The sequence below is a fragment of the Methanohalophilus portucalensis genome (genome assembly GCF_002761295.1).
Taxonomy (GTDB): Archaea; Halobacteriota; Methanosarcinia; order Methanosarcinales; family Methanosarcinaceae; genus Methanohalophilus; species Methanohalophilus portucalensis.
This window is the reverse complement of record NZ_CP017881.1, coordinates 1,792,110-1,807,336: the sequence shown is the minus strand read 5'-3', so window position 1 is coordinate 1,807,336 and position 15,227 is coordinate 1,792,110. Positions and strand designations below refer to the sequence as shown.

Annotated in this window: 13 protein-coding genes and 2 tRNA genes; 7 read left to right on the top strand and 8 right to left on the bottom strand. The window is 43.0% G+C overall.

What is annotated here, in order from left to right; genetic code table 11:
• Window positions 1-12 precede the first annotated feature (12 nt).
• A complete protein-coding gene (locus tag BKM01_RS09300; RefSeq protein WP_072358026.1) occupies window positions 13-1,494 on the bottom strand; it encodes a (R)-citramalate synthase in 1,482 nt (493 codons plus the stop codon).
• Between the two features lie 197 nt (window positions 1,495-1,691).
• Window positions 1,692-2,744, bottom strand: coding sequence for a M42 family metallopeptidase (locus BKM01_RS09295; RefSeq protein WP_072358023.1), 1,053 nt, complete (start codon window positions 2,742-2,744; stop codon window positions 1,692-1,694).
• A 298-nt stretch (window positions 2,745-3,042) separates the two neighbouring features.
• Between BKM01_RS09295 and BKM01_RS09290 the strand changes: the two genes are divergently transcribed.
• Window positions 3,043-4,302: an RNA-guided endonuclease InsQ/TnpB family protein gene (locus BKM01_RS09290; protein ID WP_072358020.1), complete on the top strand. Its 1,260-nt coding sequence runs from the start codon at window positions 3,043-3,045 to the stop codon at window positions 4,300-4,302.
• Between the two features lie 77 nt (window positions 4,303-4,379).
• On the top strand, window positions 4,380-5,504 hold the full coding sequence (dinB, locus tag BKM01_RS09285) for a DNA polymerase IV (RefSeq protein WP_327078526.1): 1,125 nt from the start codon (window positions 4,380-4,382) through the stop codon (window positions 5,502-5,504).
• Here dinB and BKM01_RS09280 read toward each other — a convergent pair.
• The 4 genes from BKM01_RS09280 to BKM01_RS09265 all read right to left on the bottom strand — a co-directional run bounded on the left by BKM01_RS09280 (window position 5,465) and on the right by BKM01_RS09265 (window position 8,317).
• The gene (locus tag BKM01_RS09280; RefSeq protein WP_233125549.1) at window positions 5,465-6,226 is read right to left on the bottom strand and encodes a DUF1624 domain-containing protein; all 762 of its coding nucleotides are present in this window, start codon (window positions 6,224-6,226) and stop codon (window positions 5,465-5,467) included. The two genes, dinB and BKM01_RS09280, sit on opposite strands and share 40 nt — an antisense overlap.
• 27 nt (window positions 6,227-6,253) lie before the next feature.
• The gene (locus BKM01_RS09275; RefSeq protein ID WP_072358012.1) at window positions 6,254-6,682 is read right to left on the bottom strand and encodes a Zn-ribbon domain-containing protein; all 429 of its coding nucleotides are present in this window, start codon (window positions 6,680-6,682) and stop codon (window positions 6,254-6,256) included.
• A 61-nt stretch (window positions 6,683-6,743) separates the two neighbouring features.
• A complete protein-coding gene (gene mtnP / locus BKM01_RS09270) occupies window positions 6,744-7,604 on the bottom strand; it encodes an S-methyl-5'-thioadenosine phosphorylase (RefSeq protein WP_072358326.1) in 861 nt (286 codons plus the stop codon).
• Window positions 7,605-7,618: 14 nt separating this feature from the next.
• Window positions 7,619-8,317, bottom strand: coding sequence for a phosphoribosyltransferase (locus tag BKM01_RS09265; RefSeq protein ID WP_072358009.1), 699 nt, complete (start codon window positions 8,315-8,317; stop codon window positions 7,619-7,621).
• Between the two features lie 135 nt (window positions 8,318-8,452).
• Here BKM01_RS09265 and BKM01_RS09260 point away from each other — a divergent pair.
• The 4 genes from BKM01_RS09260 to BKM01_RS09245 all read left to right on the top strand — a co-directional run bounded on the left by BKM01_RS09260 (window position 8,453) and on the right by BKM01_RS09245 (window position 11,027).
• Window positions 8,453-8,527 (top strand) — tRNA-Met (locus tag BKM01_RS09260).
• A gap of 63 nt (window positions 8,528-8,590) precedes the next feature.
• Window positions 8,591-8,665, top strand: a tRNA-Met gene (locus BKM01_RS09255).
• Window positions 8,666-8,770: 105 nt separating this feature from the next.
• A complete protein-coding gene (locus tag BKM01_RS09250; RefSeq protein WP_072358007.1) occupies window positions 8,771-9,622 on the top strand; it encodes a DMT family transporter in 852 nt (283 codons plus the stop codon).
• 85 nt (window positions 9,623-9,707) lie between these two features.
• Window positions 9,708-11,027 (top strand): signal recognition particle protein Srp54, encoded by a 1,320-nt coding sequence (locus tag BKM01_RS09245; protein ID WP_072358004.1) that lies wholly within the window; start codon window positions 9,708-9,710, stop codon window positions 11,025-11,027.
• Here BKM01_RS09245 and rpiA read toward each other — a convergent pair whose 3' ends face one another.
• Window positions 11,028-11,720: a ribose 5-phosphate isomerase A gene (gene rpiA, locus BKM01_RS09240; RefSeq protein ID WP_072358001.1), complete on the bottom strand. Its 693-nt coding sequence runs from the start codon at window positions 11,718-11,720 to the stop codon at window positions 11,028-11,030. It lies immediately after the preceding gene.
• Between the two features lie 12 nt (window positions 11,721-11,732).
• Complete coding sequence (aspS, locus tag BKM01_RS09235; RefSeq protein ID WP_072357998.1) at window positions 11,733-13,064, bottom strand: aspartate--tRNA(Asn) ligase; 1,332 nt, start codon at window positions 13,062-13,064, stop codon at window positions 11,733-11,735.
• A 253-nt stretch (window positions 13,065-13,317) separates the two neighbouring features.
• Between aspS and gyrB the strand changes: the two genes are divergently transcribed.
• Window positions 13,318-15,222, top strand: a complete 1,905-nt coding sequence (gene gyrB / locus BKM01_RS09230; RefSeq protein ID WP_072357995.1) for a DNA topoisomerase (ATP-hydrolyzing) subunit B — start codon at window positions 13,318-13,320, stop codon at window positions 15,220-15,222.
• Window positions 15,223-15,227 lie beyond the last annotated feature (5 nt).

Sequence of the window (15,227 nt, the reverse complement as noted above, 5' to 3'; positions counted from 1 at the left end):
TTGCTTCTAACTTCAATTCATTAGCTGGTTTATCGCATTTATCACAGCTTCAACGGATGCTGTGATTATATCTGTACGGGCACCCCGGGAGCTAACCATTTTTCCATCCTTTGAAAGTTTAACACGTACTTCCACCAGCGCATCAGTACCGCCGGTTATCGCGTCGACGTGGTATTCTTCCAGCTGTACATCCCCTATACCTGATACAGCCTTGCGGATTCCTTTTACAACTGCATCTACGGGACCATCCCCGATATCGGCTTCCACAACTTCCTCACCATCCACGGTTATCCTTACTGATGCGGTTGGCATAACCTGGTTACCGGATACTATGGTGAAATCTTTGAGTTTGACCCGGGATTCCCTGTAAATGTTCAGTACGGTGTCAGCAATTGTTTGTAAATCGGAATCTGTGACATGTTTTCCATGGTCACCTATTTCCTTGACCCTGGTGAGAATCTCATTGAGCTGGGAATCGTCTACTTCCAGTCCTAGTTCCTTCAATGCCAGGGTTACTGAGCTTTTGCCGGCGTGTTTGCCCAGAACTATTTTTCTTTCCCTGCCTAGAACTTCGGGTTTCAGGGGCTCATATGTAGAAGTGTCTGCCAGCAGTCCGTGTACATGAATGCCTGCTTCATGGGTGAATGCATTGCCTCCCACGAGCGATTTGTTGATGGCCACAGGTATGCCGGTCAAGCGGCTGACCAGTCTAGATGTTTTATAAATTTCTTCTGATTTTATACCAGTTCTGTGATCATAAAGCCATTCCAGGATCATCACGACTTCTTCCAGTGAGGTATTCCCGGCCCTTTCACCGATTCCATTTATGGTCATATGGGCTTCCCCGGCCCCTGCTTTCAGGGCAGCTATAGTATTGGATACTGATAATCCAAAATCATCATGGCAGTGAATGCTTACCGGTACACTGCATTCGCTGGAAAGTTCGCTGAAAATAGCTTCCGTTTTCTCTGGAACCAGCATTCCCACAGTATCACAATAGCATAACCTGTCGGCTCCGGCATCGATTCCGTCCTGGTAGAGGCTCTTCAGGAAATCAAAATCTGCTCTGGATGCATCTTCCCCGCTGAATTCAACAATCAGGCCATGATCTTTTGCGTATTCAATTACACTGGTTGACATTTCCCTGACTGCTTGCCTGTCCTTTTTCAATTTCACATTGATATGCAGATCTGATACAGGTGCGACCAGATGGATGGAATCCACATCGCATTCCAGGGCGTAGTCTACATCCTGCTTCATTATACGGCAATAACTGCATATTTCAGAATCAAGACCTTCAGCAGTGATTCCTCTTATAGCGTTTCTCTCACCTTCGGAGGTGATAGCAGAGCCTGCTTCGATGATGTGTACTCCCATTTCGTCCAGTTTACGGGCGATCCAGAGTTTTTCTTCACAAGTCAGTGCTACACCGGGTGTTTGTTCACCGTCTCTCAGGGTAGTGTCCAGAAAGCGTACATTTTCGAATAATACAATCCCTCACGATTTTTATGAATATTGTGCAACCATGTGACACGTTCATATTAAATATAAGTTCGCGTTGGCCACATGACTGTCAGCCTTTCATGCATACAAAAAGTATAATCATGAAATGCTGTGAAAAGTAGAATTCTATTATTAAAATAATTGATGGTATAAGTCGTTTTTAATGTAAAAAAATAATTGGAGAAGTATTAGAAATACTTCCCTACATTTTTAGCTGCTTTTGCAACAAGAGAGGCGCTTGCTTTAAGGTCATCAATGGAAATCACTTCTACCGGTGAGTGAATATATCTTGCAGCCACACTGATAGTACTTGAGGGCACACCGTCCCTTGTCAGGTGTATTGCGGTTGCGTCGGTGGTTCCTCCGTCTCCCACATCGAGCTGGTGGGGCAGGTCATTTTCCTGTGCTGTTTCTTTTAGCCATTTGACAACCTGCTTGTCTGCCATCAGGCCCCTGCCAGCACCATCAACTACAGTAATTACCGGACCCTTGCCAACTTCCAGGGCTGAATCTTTCTTTTCTATGCCGGGATGGTCACCGGGGATGGTGACATCTGTTGCAATTGCAATATCCGGATTCAGACCGAAAGCAGATGTGCGTGCACCTTTAAGTCCCACCTCTTCCTGGACCGTTCCCACAGCATAAATTGTGGCATCAATATCCATCTCGGAAATCTGTTTCAGGGCGTCGATCACCATGGCCACTCCAACCCGGTTATCAAAGGCTTTGGAGGTGTAGAGACCATTTTGTAATGCAACGAAGTTCCTGTCTATAGAAATGGGTGTACCAACTTCGATTCCTAAGTTTTCGGCATCTTCCTTGTCCTTTGCCCCCACATCCACAAACATTTCTTCTGCCTTTATCGGTTTCTTTTTATCCTCATCTTTCATTACGTGAGGGGGTTTGGAACCAATGACACCCGGGATAGGTCTCTTGGTAGTGTGCACCATGACACGCTGGCTGTGCAGGGTCTGGTCAAACCAGCCACCGATAGTCACAAATCGGAGAAATCCGTTCTCATCGACGTATTTAACCATAAGCCCGATCTCATCCATATGTGCAGCAAGCATAATGGAAGGACCTGTGCCCTTTTTAGTACCTATGAGGTTTCCCATTTTATCTACTTCTATAGTATCGACATAGGGCTTGATTTCCCTTTCCATGATTTTGCGGATACTTTCTTCATTGCCGGAAATTCCGTGGGCGTTAGCCAGTTCTTCAAGAAGTTTTTCTATTTCCATTTGTATACCTTCCTTGTTTCTTTTAGGTTTAATAGTTCTCCAGAGATAAATAGTTTTGAGTAAGTGGTGAAAGGATTATTTAACTCAACAGGCGAGAAGTCCCCCTCCGTAAGGTGGGGGATGAAAGCCGTGCTATAATAATATAATTGCATAAGTTACTTATGGCAATATTTATATATGTAACTATGAACTATAAACTGGATAAAGGTAGTCATTCTATTTATTCACTGTAATATCATTTTGTGCAATGTGTAAAATATAGAAGAGATGCTTTGTGAATCCTTTATCAGGGTAAATAATGCAATTAACAAAGAAATACAAAATTCATCCAACTGAATTACAAAAGAATATGCTTTGGGAGTTATCCAATGCATGTACATATCTTTATAATATTGCATTATCTGAAAGAAAAGATATATGGAAATATGATAAAAAATCCATTTCATATACAAAACAACAGAATAATTTACCACAAATTAAAGAAGAAAATCCTGATATAAATATTCTTTACTCTAAAACATGTCAGATGGTTTTGCGTAAATTAGATGCCAATTACAAATCATTCTTTGGTCTCCGGAAAAATGGAGATAAAAAAGCAAGAACTCCACGATTTAGAAGTCGTAAATACTTTTTTACAATAACATATAATCAGAGTGGTTTCAAAGTAGTTGGAAATACAATTAGATTTTCACATAAAATGAATAATGAAGATTTGATTATTGATATTGAACAAGATATATCAAATTTGAAAATCAAACAAATCGAAATATTCAATGAAGATAAAAAGGGCAATGGAGATTTCTTTGTCACTATTACGTATGAACCTGAAATCAATGTACCTTATGTTCAAAATAATCATTTTCAAGCAATTGATTTAGGGATTACCAAAACGATTACTGCAATAAATGATAAAGGAAAATTTTTTGAAATAAACAATCCACGATATGATTTATATTGGGATTCTAAAATCAGTGCAGTTCAATCAAGGCGTGACCATTGCAAAAAATACAGTAAAAAATGGTTCAGATTAAACAAAACCATTCGTACTATGGTCAAAAAGAAAAACAATCAGATAAAAGATTGGCAACATAAATTATCAAAATCAATGGTAGAGAATACAAAAGCCAATACAATTATTGTAGGTGAACTCAACGTTAAAAACATGGGCAAATCGAAATCAAGATCGTTGAACCGCTCTACACAAAATAATGGTTATTTATCACGTTTCATCGAATTTCTCACCTATAAAGCAGAACTTATAGGTAAACAAGTAGTTAAAATTGATGAAAGATATACGTCAAAATCATGTTATGTTTGTGGAAAACAACATGATATGCCATTATATAGACGTGATATGACATGTGATTGTGGTAACGTTATTGATAGAGATAGAAACAGTGCTATCAATATCATGATACGTTACCTATCCAATTATGCCACCTGGACAGGCTATGAACATTTTGCTCATAATCTACGACAAACAGGGTTATTGACATTTGATGTGTCCCAAATACATCCTATGAATGACATAACAACTCGTAGGAATCTCCATGCGTAAGCTTGGAGTAGTTCAATTTACAGGTATCATGCTATCTGGTGAAAACATTTTAATTCTGGACAACAGAAGATATGCAGATGCCTCCGTCCCGAATAATTTTCCATATTGATATGGACAGTTTTTTCTCCTCGGTAGAAGTGCGTGAAAGACCATCCCTTAAGGGGCTCCCAGTCGTGGTTGGGTCTGACCCAAAAAAAGGGGAAGGAAGGGGTGTGGTAAGTACGTGTTCCTACGAGGCGCGCAAGTACGGCATCCATTCGGCAATGCCTATTTCGAAAGCCTACATGCTTTGTCCGGATGCAGTCTTTTTGCGGGTGAATATGCCCCTCTATAAGCAGGCATCGGAAAATATAATGCTTCTGCTGCAGCGCTACACTTCTGTTTTCCAGCAGGTAAGTGTGGATGAAGCATATCTGGATGTTACTGATATTGTGAAAACCTACACTGAGGCACAGGACCTTGCTCTCAGGATAAAGAAAGAGATGTATGATGACAAGAATCTCACCTGTTCTATCGGGGTAGCACCCAACAAGATTGTGGCTAAGATTGCTTCTGATTACCAAAAGCCCGATGGCCTGACAGTTGTGCAGCCTGAAACTGTACAGGAATTCCTGTTTCCGATGGAAGTATCTGCCATTCCCGGTGTAGGCAGGCGTACCCGTGAGATCCTGGGAAAAATGGGTATCCGGACCATTGGGGACCTTGCACGCACCGATGTGCAACTGCTAGTATCCCGTCTGGGCAAATCCGCCCTTAAATTGCGCCAGATGGCGCTGGGTAATTATCACAGTAAGGTGGCCGGTAAAAGTGAGGTTAAATCCATCAGCAAGGAGGATACCTTTGAAGAAGATGTCGGGGATATGGAACTATTAAGGGAAACTATGGACAGGCTTGCACAACAGGTACACAGCAGGCTGGTCAGGCATGGTTATGTGTTCCGTACTGTCAACCTAAAGATACGGTTCGAGGATTTTACTACATACACACGGGCTTTTTCTCTCAGGGCAACCAGCAATGACCTTTCTGTGATATGCAAGATAGGCACCCGTATGTTACAGGAATTCAGCTGCAAGAAGAAGGTAAGGCTTATCGGGATAGGTGTTTCGAGCCTGATGAAGATAGATTCTCAACAGACTACCCTGGAAGATTTCATAAGAGGAGATCAGAATGAAAATGGAAAACTGATCAGACCCAGCAGGTAAAGGACCAGGATTATGGCCGGCTGGTGCAACAGGTACATTGCAAGGGACCTTTTTCCCATTGCAGTGAGCAGTCTTACCGGGGCAAAGCCTGTCATATCAGGAATGTTAAATCTTCTTTCATAGGCCGGATACAGGTGATTGCTGGTGGCAATTCCTATCAGCACAAGGCCAAACCAGGGAAGCAGGGGAAAGTAATCCAGTGTCTGGAATGATGTGGAATGCAGTCCCAGCCACAAAAACCAGTCATCAGCCACACGTATTGTCTTCAGGTAAAACCCAATTGTGATAACAACTCCCGCGACAATTAGGTTGGCATGTTTCTTTTCAATCAACGGATAGGCAATTATTATTGAGATCCCCAAAAAATGCAGAATCCCGAAAATGATTGGCATGGAGGGATACGCAAACCAGCTGACCAAAGTAATAAGGCTCCCCCAGAGAAATATCCGAATTCCCCTTTTTGCATATTTGTGCCAGGGATTTCTGTTTTCGTGATGCTTCAACCGGTATCGTGAATAACTAAGGCTCAGGGCAATTCCTGCAGTATATATAAAAAGAAAAGCTGAACTTCTACCGATTATCCATAATTTGCCCTGGTTTATCGCGAAAGAAAAATTACCCAGCAGGTCCAGATCATAGAACGTATGATATATAATCATGAGGACAATGGCACAGCCCCGTAAAAGGTCAACTTCCCAGAAACGTTGTTCAGGCAGTACCATTGGTTTTACCATGAAAAAGGAATAATATCATTTTTTCTTGCGCTTGCCGTGGAATGTGGAGGCCAGATCTACTGCATAGGTCCCGTTTTCCTTGATTGCCATGATGATCTCATCGCGTTCAAGCAGAGAATCCAGGTTCAACTCGTAGGACCCCGGTCCAATAATACGTACAGATTCAACTTTCTCCCCATCGTCTTCGATAATGGTGCTTTCTTTATGCTCAATTCCTATAAATTCATCAACTTCATGAATGAATTCTTCGGAAGGAGATGTCTTTTCTTTTTCCTCAGTAACTTCTTTTGTGGTTTCACTACCTTTCTCAACTTCATCAGCTTCCTTTTCGGACTCATTGCTTACGTAGAGAAATTTGTTCCATCCACAGTTAGGGCAGCCATTGAGGATAACTTCGGCCCCGTCTTCAAATACAGTCTCACATTTAGTACATTTGTGAGGCATTAGTTCACCGGTTTACTATTTGGCTATCTGTCTTTTAACCCTTACGAGTAAATGGCTTATTTTAGTTGATATATTTGCCAATAAGGGTTTTTAATCTATACTTTGTTTCGTAAGGTATCATCTCAGAATCAGTCATTATTGCTCCATCAAGAGCATGTCTGCATTCACAATCCTGCTCAATATCAAGGGATTCAAGTGCCTGACGAATAATAGTTCTAACTGCTTTTTCGTTTTTTATTACATTTCCAATGATTGTTTCCATAGTCACATCTTCTTCGTGCCATACATCATAATCGGTTACAGTTGCAATGGTGCTATAGCAGATTTCGGCTTCCCGTGCAAGTTTTGCCTCAGGTGTGGCAGTCATTCCGATTATATCAAAACCCAGTGACCTATAAACATTTGATTCGGCTCTGGTTGAAAACTGGGGGCCTTCGATACATACATAGGTCCCTTCTGGATGACTGTTGTAGCCGTTTTCAATTGCAATTCTATGAAGCAAATTTGACATCCCGGAACAAAAAGGATCAGCAAAACCAGTGTGAGCAACTATATCTTGATCAAAGAAAGTTGAAGGACGAAGTTTTGTCCTGTCATATATCTGGTCAGGGATTACAATGTCCAGAGGCTTTATGTTTTCTTTCAGGCTTCCAACAGCAGAGGCGGCTATTATCTGTTTGACACCAAGTTTTTTCAGGGCAAAGATGTTGGCTCTGGCATTCAGGCTTGTTGGAGATACCCTGTGTCCTTTTCCATGTCGTGGCAGGAAACAGACCTTCTTTTCTCCAAAATCTCCCAGAGTAATCGAATCCGACGGTTTGCCAAAAGGTGTATCCACCTCTATCTGGCGTATGTTGTCAAACATATTTGCGTCATATACACCGCTTCCGCCGATAATTGCAATGTCAGCATGTCCTTTCAATGTATCACCTTTTTTCAAAGTTTTTTCCAGAATGTTTTGCCCCTTGTGGTTTCGGAAGTTAAAAATCCTCTTCTTTCCATCTCCCTGAGTACTTCAACAAGACGTCCGGGCTGGGCGATTTCAAAGGATATGGATTCCACGGAATGGTGTTTATAAAGAACATGTTTTAGAGCGGGAATGTCCCAGTATTCGGCTTCTTCACGCTCCATGGTACCATTAATGATGTCGGTCATATCCTCAATGAAGTTCCAGGGATAGACTATCCATGCCCATTCCTCCAATCTTTCACCACAATAATCAGGATCAATAGCAGAGTTATAGAGGTACTGGAGAGTAGCGGTCCTGATCTCTTTTGGTTCCTGCTTCTGAATATAATCCTTTGCATGAAGCATACTCTGGCCACTGTCTGTTATATCATCCACAATGAGTACCTTCTTGCCGGTAGCGGCATTTTCTGCCAATGGATAGCGTATCAGAGGTTCGTCCCCTGCAACGGCAGTTCCTGTATAGTGTTCGATCTTAAGGCTTGTAAGATCATCCAGTCCCAGAAAGTCACACATCACGCGACCGGCAAACCATCCGCCTCTGGCCAGTGCAATAATGATATCAGGTTCATAACCAGAATTTTTAACGTCTTCAGAAACGTCCCTGCAAAGATTATAGATGTAATCCCAGTTTGTAATAACACATTTGAATTTATCAGGTAATGCCATTGAATTTCCTCCTGCTATGGACTGGTTTAACCGTGCTGTATTATATCTTTTTTCATATAGTTTTTCCATGCACAACATTTATGTACCATAATACCCTTATCAGGTTCCTCGACAAGCGCAGTATAAGCCACCCGTAGCGGGGTGGGGTAGCCAGGAGATCCCGACGGGCTCATAACCCGTAGACCGATGGTTCGAATCCATCCCCCGCTATATATCTCTTAATTGGAAATGGCTAATTTTTGCTGTATTGTGATTGTTGGAGTATCCACCCGTAGCGGGGTGGGGTAGCCAGGAGATCCCGACGGGCTCATAACCCGTAGACCGATGGTTCGAATCCATCCCCCGCTATACACTCTTCTTTTGGACATATCAACTTTCATTTCAATTTTAAATAGCATCATAGTTATTGTTCAATATCGTCAAATTTAATAGTTCAGACTCATTCTAGGGAATATGTTTCCATTTCCTGCTGAATTGCTAGTCGTAGTTTTTGGTCTTGCAGCTGCTATGTCCTGGGGTACGGGAGACTTCAGCGGCGGTATTGCAACCAGAAAGGCCAGTGTTTACATAGTTGTTATGATAACCCAGTTCATAGGTTTCTTCTTACTTGTTACTACAGGCCACATAACCTCAGAACCCTTTCCTCTAAAAATTGATTATTTATGGGCCCTTCTGGTAGGGATATTTGGGAATGTAGGAATCCTTTCCCTTTACAAGGGCCTTTCATCGGGGAAAATGGGACTTGTAGCACCTGTTTCAGCGGTAGTTGCCGTTCTTGTTCCTGTTATTTATAGCCTTTTTACAGAAGGCTTACCTGCATTCCATAAAATTTTGGGATTTAGTATTGCTCTTGTAGGTGTTTGGTTAGTTTCAAGCAGCAGCAGTATGTCAAAAATCAATACAGGTGATCTAAAACTCCCCTTTCTTGCAGGACTGGGATTTGGATTGGCTTATATCTCGATCAGCAATTTCAGTGGAGTTTCGATCTTCTGGACACTGGCAGTCGCTAAAATTGAAGGTGCAACAATATTGCTATTGTTTCTACTCTCAAAAGGTAATCTATGCATACCAGCTAGAAAAGTGGCTCTGCCCATTCTTATCGCAGGTATTGGTGACACTGCAGGCAGTATCTTTTTCACAGCAGCAAGTCAGGTAGGAAGGCTGGATATTGCCACGGTCACATCTGCTCTTTACCCGGCAGGCACAGTCCTGCTTTCCTGGATAGTGCTTGGTGAATATCTATCGTCCAGACAATGGATGGGCGTATTTATGGCTTTGTTTTCAGTTATTTTGCTGTCTGTTTGATAGGGTACTGACCATTTGTCACAAAATAATTATATAAAACAATCGAGTACTATTGAAGCAGAACTTAAAAAGGACGATCCCTATTATGGTAATGGACAAACTCAGTAATTCCCTGCAGGATGCCCTCAAAAAACTCGTAGGTGCCGGACGCATTGATGAGCGGACGGTAAACGATGTTGTAAAGGATATCCAGAGGGCACTTCTTCAATCCGATGTTAATGTTAAGATGGTGATGCAGCTTTCCAAGAGCATAAAGGAGCGAGCTCTTGATGAGGACGTTCCACAGGGTATGAATCCCCGGGAACATGTGATACGCATCGTTTATGAAGAACTAATGAAAATTGTGGGTGAAGGTACCGATATCCCGCTAAAACCTCAAAAAATAATGATGATTGGATTGCAGGGTAGTGGTAAGACTACAACCACAGCTAAACTTGCCCGCTATTTCCAGCGCAAAGGTCTCAAACCTGCTGTGGTCTGTGCCGATACTTTCAGGCCCGGGGCTTACCAGCAGCTGAAAACCCTTTGTGAATCCCTGAGTGTGCCGTTCTATGGTGAAGAAGGCAATCCTGATGCTGTGGGTATAGTCGAAAGGGGCCTTGCTGAAATAGACAAGTATGATGTGAAGATCATTGATACGGCAGGTCGTCACTCTCTCGAAAACGATCTTATCGATGAGATGGAGAGAATCCACGCAATTTCCAGTCCTGATTATAAATTGCTTGTACTCGATGCCGGTATAGGTCAACAGGCAAGTGAACAGGCAAAAGCATTCAACGACTCAGTTGGAATTTCCGGTGTTGTAATTTCAAAACTTGATGGTACCGCAAAAGGTGGCGGTGCTATGTCTGCTGTTGCCGCAACAGATTCCTCGATAGCCTTCATTGGTGTTGGTGAAACACCAGAAGACCTGGAAAAATTCGAGGCGGACAGGTTCATTTCCCGTCTGCTTGGGATGGGGGATCTCAGGTCCCTGATGGAAAAGGCAGAAGAATCACTATCAGAAGATGAACTCGATGTTGAGTCCATGATGAAGGGGAAATTTACCCTCAAGGACATGTACAAACAGCTTGAAGCCATGAACAAGATGGGCCCCATGAAACAGATCATGCAAATGTTGCCACTGGGCGGTATGGGAATGAAAGTTTCCGATGATGCTTATGAAGTTACAGGGCAGAAAATGGCACAGTACAAAACCCTTATGGATTCAATGACAGAAGAAGAAATGACAAATCCACGTATTATTGGGAGTTCCCGCATAAAAAGGATATCCATAGGTGCTGGTTCCACTCCGGAAACCGTTCGTGAGCTGCTGAAATATCATAAACAGATGCAAAACGCCATGAAAGGTATGCGTGGCGGCAAATTCAACATGAAGAAAATGATGAAAAAAATGGGAATGTAATCATTCCCTCAGTTCAATTTTTCCGTCTTTGTAACCGATATACACTTTATCGGTATTGGTAAATATTCCGTGTTCTACGATTCCGACAACATTTGACAGTTTATCTGCAAATTCCTGTGGATTTGGGATCTCTCCGAAAGCAGCATCCATAATGAAATTACCATTATCAGATATAACAGGCCCATCTTTTCTGGATGCCGGGCGTATACTGGCTTCTCCGCCCATTTGAGCAACCTGTTGCTGTACAAGTTCACGGGCACATGGCAGGACTTCCAATGGAATAGCCATTGATATTGTTTCACTTATCTTTGAGTCATCCACAACTACAATGAATTTGTTGGCAGAAAGGGATACTACTTTTTCCCGAAAGTGAGCACCTCCGCCTCCCTTTACCACATTGAGATTTGCATCGACTTCATCTGCACCGTCAATTGCAATATCAAGCACGGGATTCTCGGCCAGGCTTGTCAGGGGTATGCCTGCCTGTATCGCCAGCATTTCCGACTGGTATGATGTGACAACTGCCCTGATGTCCAGTCCCTTTTTGACATTTTCTCCCAGGGCTTTGATTGCATAGGCAGTTGTGGAGCCGGTACCCAACCCCACGATAGTCCCGTCCTTCACAAGTTCTGCTGCGGCCCTGCCGGCGGCTTCCTTGCCCGGATGATGACTTTTTGCGTTTCGATCTGTCATAATCCTGCCTTCTTATGGGGAAAGACGCCTGCGGTCCCTTGGGAACAACACGACATCGCGTATGTTCTCCACGCCAAGCATGGTCATCACAAATCTTTCACAACCCAGGCCCCAGCCGGAGTGTGGGGGCATCCCGTAACTGAAAGCGCGGAGATAGAAATCAAAGCCTTCAGGGTCAAGTCCCTGATCTGCTATCCTGTTTTTGAGCATTTCCGGAATGTGTATGCGCTGTGCACCGGAGGAGAGTTCCATGGTCCTGTGCATCATGTCAAAAGACTTGGAGAATTCAGGTTTTTCCTCGTAGGGCATGGCGTAGAATGGTTTAATTTCGGTTGGCCAGTCTATGATGAAATAGTGTTCTTCCCCGGTTTCCTGAAATACATGTTCCCCTATCGTATGTTCGGAAAGGGTGGAAAGATCGTCTCCCCATTTCAATTCCTCTTCACCATGGGAATTGACAATCTCTATCGCTTCCTGATATGTCAGTTTGAGGAATGGGGTTTTCGGGACCTTGAGTTCAATTCCCAGTACTTCAAGAGCATCGGGTACGTTCTCTATTACCCGGGTGTAAACATATTCCACCATGTTTTCGAGGATTTCCATTACATCGAAGTGGTCGACAAAACTCGCCTCTATATCAATAGATGTAGCTTCGTTCAGGTGGCGACGGGTGTCGTGTTCCTCTGCACGGAAGATCGGTCCGATCTCAAATACCCTGTCCATTCCACCGGACATCAGGATCTGCTTGAAAAGCTGGGGACTCTGGTTGAGGAAGGCCTCCCTGTCAAAATAAGTAATCGGGAAAAGGGCAGTACCTCCTTCGGTTGCTGTGGCCACTACCTTTGGACTTGAAGTTTCCAGGAATCCATCATTTGCAAGATAATTCCTGACAGCATGCAGAACCTCATGTCTTATTCTGAATATGGCATTAGTTCTGCTTCTTCTCAAATCTATGAAACGTGAATCCAGTCTTGTGTCGAGTTCAGCATCCACTTTCCCTGTGGTGTCCAGAGGCAGGGGAGATTCTGCTTCATTGAGCAGTTCTATCTCATCAGGTATTAATTCATAACCATTAGGGGCTTTTTCTTCGGGCTTAATACTGCCCCTGACAGAGATTACTGATTCCCGGATAAGTTTTCTGGCGAAATTAAACAGTTCCCTGTCAATTTTCTTCTTCACAAGAGTAACCTGGGCTCTTCCCTGTCTGTCCCTTAATACAACAAAACAGATTCCTCCAAGATCACGTACCTCATGTACCCAACCTGCAAGAGCAACCTTGTCGTCTCCGATTTTACCGGGATCGATTTGTGTAGTATAATGCGTCCTTAAATTTGCCAATGACATTTGCTCACCTTGATTTTATTGATATTGTGAATATGATTTCTGGTCATTATCGGTTTTCCTCTTAAAAAACATTCCTGTAAATATATCTAACCATTAGTTAAAGGGTCCCGTCACAGATTATACTTAACTATTTAATAAATGAACACATAGGGGGAGCAAAACTCAATAGGAGACGCTAGCTACAGTTTTTGTGTTCTCTTTTTGTTTATTTTTTGCATTTATTATTTAAATGGATTCATGGAGACAGAACGCGATGAGTGACAGAGATGTCTATGATGCGACCCATATTCAGGTGTTGGAAGGACTGGAAGCCGTGCGCAAGCGACCGAGCATGTATATCGGAAGCATTGATGGCCGGGGTTTACACCATCTTGTTTATGAAGTAGTGGATAACAGTATAGATGAGGCCCTTGCAGGCTATTGTACCTCAATTGACGTTTCTATAAACAGGGATGGATCGGTTACGGTCAGGGATGACGGCAGGGGAATCCCTACAGATATACATTCCAAATACAAAAAATCGGCACTTGAAGTTGTAATGACCATTCTGCATGCAGGGGGTAAATTCGATAAGAGTTCCTACAAGGTATCAGGTGGTCTTCATGGAGTAGGTGTCTCTGTTGTGAACGCTCTTTCTGAATGGAACGATGTTGAAGTTCACAGGAATGGCAAAATTTTCTATCAGCGTTACGTAAGAGGAAAACCTCTTGATGATGTTATCGAGAAAGGGGATACTGAAAGTACCGGTACATCGATGACCTTCAAACCGGATACCGACATTTTTGAAACAGTAGATTTTAATTTCGAAACCCTGGCTACAAGGTTAAGGGAACTTGCATTTTTAAATCGTGGAATTAAGATTGTCATAACTGATAAGAGATCAGATGAGCCCCTGCAGGAAGTTTTTGAGTATGATGGCGGTATTGTCTCTTTTGTTGAATATTTGAACAAGAGCCGCAATGTATTGCATGAACAACCTATATATTTTGAGAGGGAAAAGGAAGATACCCGTGTTGAAATCGCCATGCAGTATACAGACAGTTATGGTGAATATGTTTATTCTTTTGCAAATAATATCAATACCCATGAAGGTGGTACTCATCTGGCGGGTTTCAAGTCAGCCCTGACCAGGGTTGCCAATGATTATGCCAAACGCAACAACCTTGCCAAAGGGGATATCAAACTCAGCGGTGATGATATCCGGGAAGGTCTGGCAGGAATTATCAGTGTTAAATTGATGGACCCTCAATTTGAAGGGCAGACAAAGACAAAACTTGGAAACAGTGAACTTAAGGGTATTGTGGAATCCATGGTTTCTGAGGGTCTATCGGAATTCATGGAAGAAAACCCCAAGATTGCTTCTGCTATCCTGCAAAAAGCAATGGATGCACGCAGGGCCAGGGAAGCGGCCAAAAAGGCAAGGGAATTAACGCGGCGTAAAAGTGCCCTGGAAGTCAGCACTCTTCCCGGCAAACTTGCAGACTGTTCTGAAAAAGACCCCTCTGTATCTGAAATTTACCTTGTGGAAGGTGATTCTGCAGGTGGTTCGGCAAAGATGGGTCGTGAGAGACGTTTCCAGGCAATTCTTCCGTTTAGGGGTAAAATATTGAATGTAGAAAAATCCCGTTTGTCCCGGATATTGAAGAATAATGAGATCCTTTCCCTGATCACTGCAATGGGCACCGGTATAGGGGATGAGTATGACCTCTCAAAGGCTCGTTATCACAAGGTAGTCATCATGACTGATGCCGATGTGGATGGCGCACATATACGCACCCTTATGCTGACTTTCTTTTTCCGCTACATGACCCCTTTGATAGATGCTGGCTATGTATACATCGCACAACCCCCTCTCTACAGTATCAAGAAAGGTAAAAATCAAAGATTTGCCTATACCGAGAGGGAAAAGGACAAAATAATTGAAGAGATTGGCGAAAAGGGTGTAAGTATACAGCGCTACAAGGGTCTTGGTGAAATGAATCCCGATCAACTGTGGGAGACAACCATGAATCCTCAGACACGCACTATTTTGCAGGTAACAATGGAGGATGCGGTCGCGGCCGATGAGATGTTCTCAGTTCTGATGGGAGATGAAGTTGCTCCCAGACGTAAATTCATACAGGAGCATGCAAAGGATGTTATCAACCTGGATGTATGAGGTGG

Bases quoted from the DNA above. Each gene is read 5' to 3' on its own strand.
- dinB (WP_327078526.1), top strand. From the start codon at position 4,380: ATGCCTCCGTCCCGAATAATTTTCCATATTGATATGGACAGTTTTTTC.
- gyrB (WP_072357995.1), top strand. From the start codon at position 13,318: ATGAGTGACAGAGATGTCTATGATGCGACCCATATTCAGGTGTTGGAA.
- BKM01_RS09275 (WP_072358012.1), bottom strand. From the start codon at position 6,682: ATGCCTCACAAATGTACTAAATGTGAGACTGTATTTGAAGACGGGGCC.
- BKM01_RS09290 (WP_072358020.1), top strand. From the start codon at position 3,043: ATGCAATTAACAAAGAAATACAAAATTCATCCAACTGAATTACAAAAG.
- BKM01_RS09280 (WP_233125549.1), bottom strand. From the start codon at position 6,226: ATGGTACTGCCTGAACAACGTTTCTGGGAAGTTGACCTTTTACGGGGC.
- BKM01_RS09250 (WP_072358007.1), top strand. From the start codon at position 8,771: ATGTTTCCATTTCCTGCTGAATTGCTAGTCGTAGTTTTTGGTCTTGCA.
- BKM01_RS09245 (WP_072358004.1), top strand. From the start codon at position 9,708: ATGGTAATGGACAAACTCAGTAATTCCCTGCAGGATGCCCTCAAAAAA.
- aspS (WP_072357998.1), bottom strand. From the start codon at position 13,064: ATGTCATTGGCAAATTTAAGGACGCATTATACTACACAAATCGATCCC.
- BKM01_RS09295 (WP_072358023.1), bottom strand. From the start codon at position 2,744: ATGGAAATAGAAAAACTTCTTGAAGAACTGGCTAACGCCCACGGAATT.
- rpiA (WP_072358001.1), bottom strand. From the start codon at position 11,720: ATGACAGATCGAAACGCAAAAAGTCATCATCCGGGCAAGGAAGCCGCC.
- BKM01_RS09265 (WP_072358009.1), bottom strand. From the start codon at position 8,317: ATGGCATTACCTGATAAATTCAAATGTGTTATTACAAACTGGGATTAC.